This is a genomic window from Nostoc sp. MG11 (assembly GCF_014904695.1).
In the GTDB taxonomy this organism is placed as follows: Bacteria; Cyanobacteriota; Cyanobacteriia; order Cyanobacteriales; family Nostocaceae; genus Komarekiella.
Genome location: NZ_JACXXN010000121.1, coordinates 1 through 4,672 on the forward strand (window position 1 = coordinate 1; position 4,672 = coordinate 4,672).

General features: G+C 38.2%; 6 protein-coding genes and 2 pseudogenes. 5 read left to right on the forward strand and 3 right to left on the reverse strand.

Annotated elements, in window-relative coordinates; genetic code table 11:
- Nucleotides 1-693: 693 nt before the first annotated feature.
- From HCR01_RS36965 to HCR01_RS36975, 3 genes are all read left to right on the forward strand, one after another.
- Nucleotides 694-1,836: an acyl-CoA dehydrogenase family protein gene (locus HCR01_RS36965; protein WP_193200857.1), complete on the forward strand. Its 1,143-nt coding sequence runs from the start codon at nucleotides 694-696 to the stop codon at nucleotides 1,834-1,836.
- A 41-nt stretch (nucleotides 1,837-1,877) separates the two neighbouring features.
- Entirely contained in the window at nucleotides 1,878-2,120 is a 243-nt protein-coding gene (locus HCR01_RS36970) for a hypothetical protein (RefSeq protein ID WP_193200861.1), read from the forward strand.
- Between the two features lie 92 nt (nucleotides 2,121-2,212).
- Nucleotides 2,213-3,043: a formyltransferase family protein gene (locus tag HCR01_RS36975; RefSeq protein WP_226890058.1), complete on the forward strand. Its 831-nt coding sequence runs from the start codon at nucleotides 2,213-2,215 to the stop codon at nucleotides 3,041-3,043.
- Nucleotides 3,044-3,103: 60 nt separating this feature from the next.
- Here the strand turns inward: HCR01_RS36975 and HCR01_RS39700 are convergent.
- Both HCR01_RS39700 and HCR01_RS36980 read right to left on the reverse strand, forming a co-directional pair.
- Nucleotides 3,104-3,292, reverse strand: a pseudogene (locus HCR01_RS39700) (ISKra4 family transposase); the annotation flags it as partial.
- A gap of 50 nt (nucleotides 3,293-3,342) precedes the next feature.
- Entirely contained in the window at nucleotides 3,343-3,489 is a 147-nt protein-coding gene (locus tag HCR01_RS36980; protein ID WP_226890059.1) for a tyrosine-type recombinase/integrase, read from the reverse strand.
- Between the two features lie 270 nt (nucleotides 3,490-3,759).
- Here HCR01_RS36980 and HCR01_RS41025 point away from each other — a divergent pair.
- A pseudogene (locus HCR01_RS41025) lies at nucleotides 3,760-3,957 on the forward strand (IS701 family transposase); the annotation flags it as partial.
- A gap of 311 nt (nucleotides 3,958-4,268) precedes the next feature.
- A complete protein-coding gene (locus HCR01_RS36990) occupies nucleotides 4,269-4,517 on the forward strand; it encodes a hypothetical protein (protein ID WP_193200859.1) in 249 nt (82 codons plus the stop codon).
- Here HCR01_RS36990 and HCR01_RS39710 read toward each other — a convergent pair.
- A partial coding sequence (locus HCR01_RS39710) for a hypothetical protein (protein WP_226890061.1) occupies nucleotides 4,480-4,672 on the reverse strand: 193 nt, incomplete at its 5' end. The genes HCR01_RS36990 and HCR01_RS39710 overlap by 38 nt on opposite strands.

Consider the following 4,672-nt stretch of genomic DNA (forward strand, 5'->3'; position numbering starts at 1 on the left):
CATTTAAATGGTTGTTTTGGGTTCATCTCTGTAGCATTTCAGTCTCTTGAAAGAATATAACACTTGCTTAGGCACCTATTTTTGCAACACAGCCTGAGAAGGCGGTAGTAAGGGAGATATTGCAGGTGTTGGGGGTGTTCAAATTATGATTTTGAGACTTTCGCATAGTTATGGTTATGAGTTTTTGCATGAGTTTTTATATGAGCCTTTGAAAGAATTTAAATCAGTGGTCATGCGATAATCAGCCTAATGATATTTCGTCCATATTTCAAATATTCGGATTAAATGTAGCAAAGTATACGGTAAAAAGATTATTAAACAATTGGCTCATCAAATTTTTATTATATCAAGAGCAAGATGATATAAAATTAACAAAAGTCGAAGATGAAAAAATTGTAGTTGAAATTACAAAACAGGAGATTATCACCAAGACTATTAAAGATTTATTACAACCGAATAATGACGATAGTGGCTCTGAGCGACAACTTGGGCAGGTGTTGAGTGAAATTCAAATACTATTGAAACAGCTTTTGAATTTTTTAATTTCGTCTGCTCAAAAAAGAATTGATGAAACAAAGAACGAGACAGAGAAAGACGTTAAAATGTACGGAGCTTTTTTAGAAATCAAATATTAGTCCTATAGTCCCCTTTCTGCCTCTAATAAATATTTCACAGCAAATAGGAGCTTTACAGGTGAATTTTCTCAAACCAGAACGAACAATCTTGACAAAGTTTTTGCCAGACCTTGATGAAAAACTGGCACAAATTCCTTTATTGGAAATGGAAAAGCCACAAAATCCAGCCATAAAAATATTTCGTGAACTTGGTGGTACTGGTTTATTAATTCCAACCAAGTATAAGGGTTTAGGAGCAACTCCTGTGGAAGCTGTTCGGATTCAAAGAGCGATAGCCAGCCGTGCGCCTTCGCTGGCGATCGCCACGACGATGCATCATTTTTCAATTGCAACCACTGTTGAGATGATCGCCCAAGGTTCGGGAACTGGCTTGGAGTGGATGTTACTTGAGGGAATTGCCGAACAAAATCTCTACGTAGCTTCTGGCTTTGCCGAAGGACGGACAGGTACAGGCATTCTTACTCCCAATATGCAGGTAAAAAGAACAGCCGATGGCGTAACAGTCAGCGGTAGTAAAAAGCCTTGCAGCTTATCTGCATCAATGGATCTTCTCACTGCAAGTGTTTCTATTCCCAGCGAATCGGGAGACGATAGCAAATTAGCAGTCGTTATTATTCCGACAACAAATGCTCCAGGAATTGAACGTCGTCCCTTCTGGACAAATTCAGTGCTGGCTGGTGCAGAAAGCGACGAAGTTATTCTTCAGGATGTCAAAGTTCCAGAACAATTAATTTCCTATACAGGCAATGCCGAAAATCTAGATTATATCCAAACAAGGGGTTTTCTTTGGTTTGAAATGCTAATTTCTGCATCTTACCTGGGTATCGCTAGTGCTTTAGTAGAACGAACCATAGCAGATGGAAAAGGCACGCCTTCTGAGCGAACAATTTTAGCCATTGAAGTTGAGGGAGCGATGGCTGCATTAGAAGGGCTAGCCCAGTCAATGATAGTTAGCGACAGCAACCAAGGTAGCGATCAACTTGCACGGGCGCTGTTTGTGCGTTATGCAGTGCAAGGTGCTATAGAACGTGTTACTGCTCATGCTGTGGAGTTATTAGGGGGGATGGCATTTATCAGTTCACCCGAAGTTGCTTACCTATTTACTGCTTCCCGTCCACTAGCATTTCACCCTCCTTCACGCCTAAGTATCTCACCTGGTTTAGATAAATACTTAGCAGGAGAATCTTTGCTCATTCAATAAGTTAATCCTCTGTTGTCATATTACAAAAAAAGGCTGAAGTTATGACTCATTTTGGCATTCTCTGTCCCGCAAAAACTGGTCAACTCAACACAATGCTACCTTTAGAACGCGAACTACAACAACGAAGGAGGGAGTATTGCGGAATTTTTGGATATTCCCTTTATTACAGTATGCAGTGCTTTGCCACTCAATTCAACGCGCAGGTGAAGTTAGAGGAGCAGGTGACATTGTGGAACTTGCTATATCTAAGGAAAAGCCTGTTTTTACAACAGCATGAAATTTAGCGATCGCTAAATTTCATACCGTGAATTTTGTTTGTGAATAACTTTTACAGACTGGTGTTACTAACAATTTTTTTGTGCGTAATTAGGAGTTAATGATGCAAAGAATTGCTCTGTTTAATATAGAGTGTTATTCCTCAAGTGAAGCTATCATAAGCTTTATTGAAGAACATAATGACAAAATAGCAATTGTAGTCACTACTGGCAGTAAACATGGTAATTTACTTCAGCAAATTATTACTAACTATCGCAGATCGGGTTTTGATTTCGTTATTTATTTAACTTACAACTTTATTTTTTATTTTTTGCTTATCTATCTATCTCAATTAGCTTCATCTATCACTGGGCATAAAAGAAAGCACTTTACAATATCTGAAATCTGCCATAAGTATCAAATTCATCACGTTGAAACATCAAATATAAATGGTCAAGATATTATTGCTGAATTGAAGCAAGCTAATCTCGATCTAATCGTGATATATTTCTTCGACCAAATTATCAAAAAGCAAATTATCCAGATACCCAAAAAAGCAGTTATTAACGTACACGCAGCACTGTTGCCTGAATGTAAAGGCTTATTCCCAGTTTTATACTCTGCTTTTAAAAATGATAGGAAGTTTGGTATAACAATTCATGAAATTGTAGATACTTCTATTGATTCAGGAGCAATACTTGCACAAGAAAAATTAGAAGTTGACAATACTGATTACAGTATTTTAACTTTAGATAAATTAGTTAATAATCAAGGCATTGGTTTATTAAGTAGTGTTATCAAGAATTTTGATTATTATTATTTAAAACGAACTCCTCAGATGCTAGGTGGTTCATACTTTTCATTTCCCACCAAAAGTGATATTAAAATTGTCCAAAAGCAGGGTTTTTCTCTAGTTAATTTTCAAGAATTTTTAAGTGATTGCTTCGAGTAAACTTGAGCTTCAACAGTAAAATGAATAGAGTGCGGCTCTTTTAGGAAGACAAAGAGGAAGTCAAACAAGCATTGCTGTTGGTGGTGGAGTAGTGGAACAAAGGGCTTGAGTGACACCCTTGAGCAAAGCAATGCCACCAAGATAAAGAGCCTGATGATGACGTTGACGCTCAAGCTGTAGATGAAAGCGCCAATAGTCATTCCAATCACCACTAACATAGAGAGAACGAAGACGTAAAACAGCGAGAGCGATTTTTTTCAGGGGAGATGGGCAACAATTCAGCAGGGGCGTTCAACATTTTAATCATCCCAAAGACCTTGAAACTTGGTAGATGAAAGTTCAGTGTAAAGAACAGTATGCTGAATATTTTTATGCCCCAAGTAACTCTGAATTGTTCGGGTATCAATACCTCGATTCGCCAGATAATAACCTGGGTTGTGTTGCAAAAAATATTTGAAGTGAGAAAATCCTCTAGAATTAAGATTGTTTATGGAACAAGTCCGAAGATATCTGCAATCAAATTTACTTGACTGACAATATCTCCTTTAGTTACCCTGTTAACCTGACCTTTACGAATCATATTCATAGTTTCGTAACCACTAATCGTGATTCTAGCTGTGTAGAATGATTTGAATCCTAAGCCAGGATTAATCTCTCTTTTGTTACTACAGGAAGAATATAATCATGAAGTAAACCGGAAACAGTAATTAGCAGGGATGGTTACGCCACGCAGAGAAGCAGTAAACACTGTCGCCTTTATAGATAACTATTGTCAACACTATTATTCATTATTTGAAGATGTGAGACATTTTGAGGCATTCAAGTATTTACACGTGGGAATGTTATCAGAAATCCGGTACAAATCGCTGCCAGAGATAGCGAAAACAGTAGGATTAAAAGACGGTCAATCACTCAGGGCGGCCGCATCATGTCAATAAGCAAAGTGTATTCTCAATAGAGTTTAAAATAATTTCATTAACTCTTGCTTATTGCGAAAAATTTAGGCGATCGCTTTGGGTCTTAAAAAATAATTAAACGCGAAATCCCAATTTTTTCATTGGTTTTTAACTTTCGTTGTGATCAAGAGTAATTTAGATGCGGCCGCCCTGGTTGTCTGTTGTTTTCAAACGAGCGCTCTTAACGAATGTGGTCTGGTGCATGTCTCTTGCACAAATACATAGAACAAGAAACTATATTTATAGATATAGACTTATGAAAGTGGCCAATGCCTAGCAAGATTATCGATGTCAAAGAGTACGTTGTTCGAGCGCATCAGCGAACGATTCACACTCGCATATTCAACTTTGTTTGCCAGCAGTGCCAACAGCCAACCCAACGTGAGACTTTTGGCCCACGACCGCTCTACTGTGAGCAATGCCGTCATCCTCAAGCACCCAAGAAATCGGCAGTTCCTCTCAAGAAAAGGAAACCAAGAGCTATGACTTATCGGAGTGACGAGGGCAGAGTGGGGTGATTGTTATCAGATTGGCAGCACCGTCATCAGAGCGATCGCTATTAAAAGTGCAAGTCATAGGTACAGATAGGAGTAATGTTAGAGTCGGTGTGTTAAGTGTCAACTCCTGAAAAGCTCTTAATGACTTTAAAAGTAGGTAATTAACACAACTACCT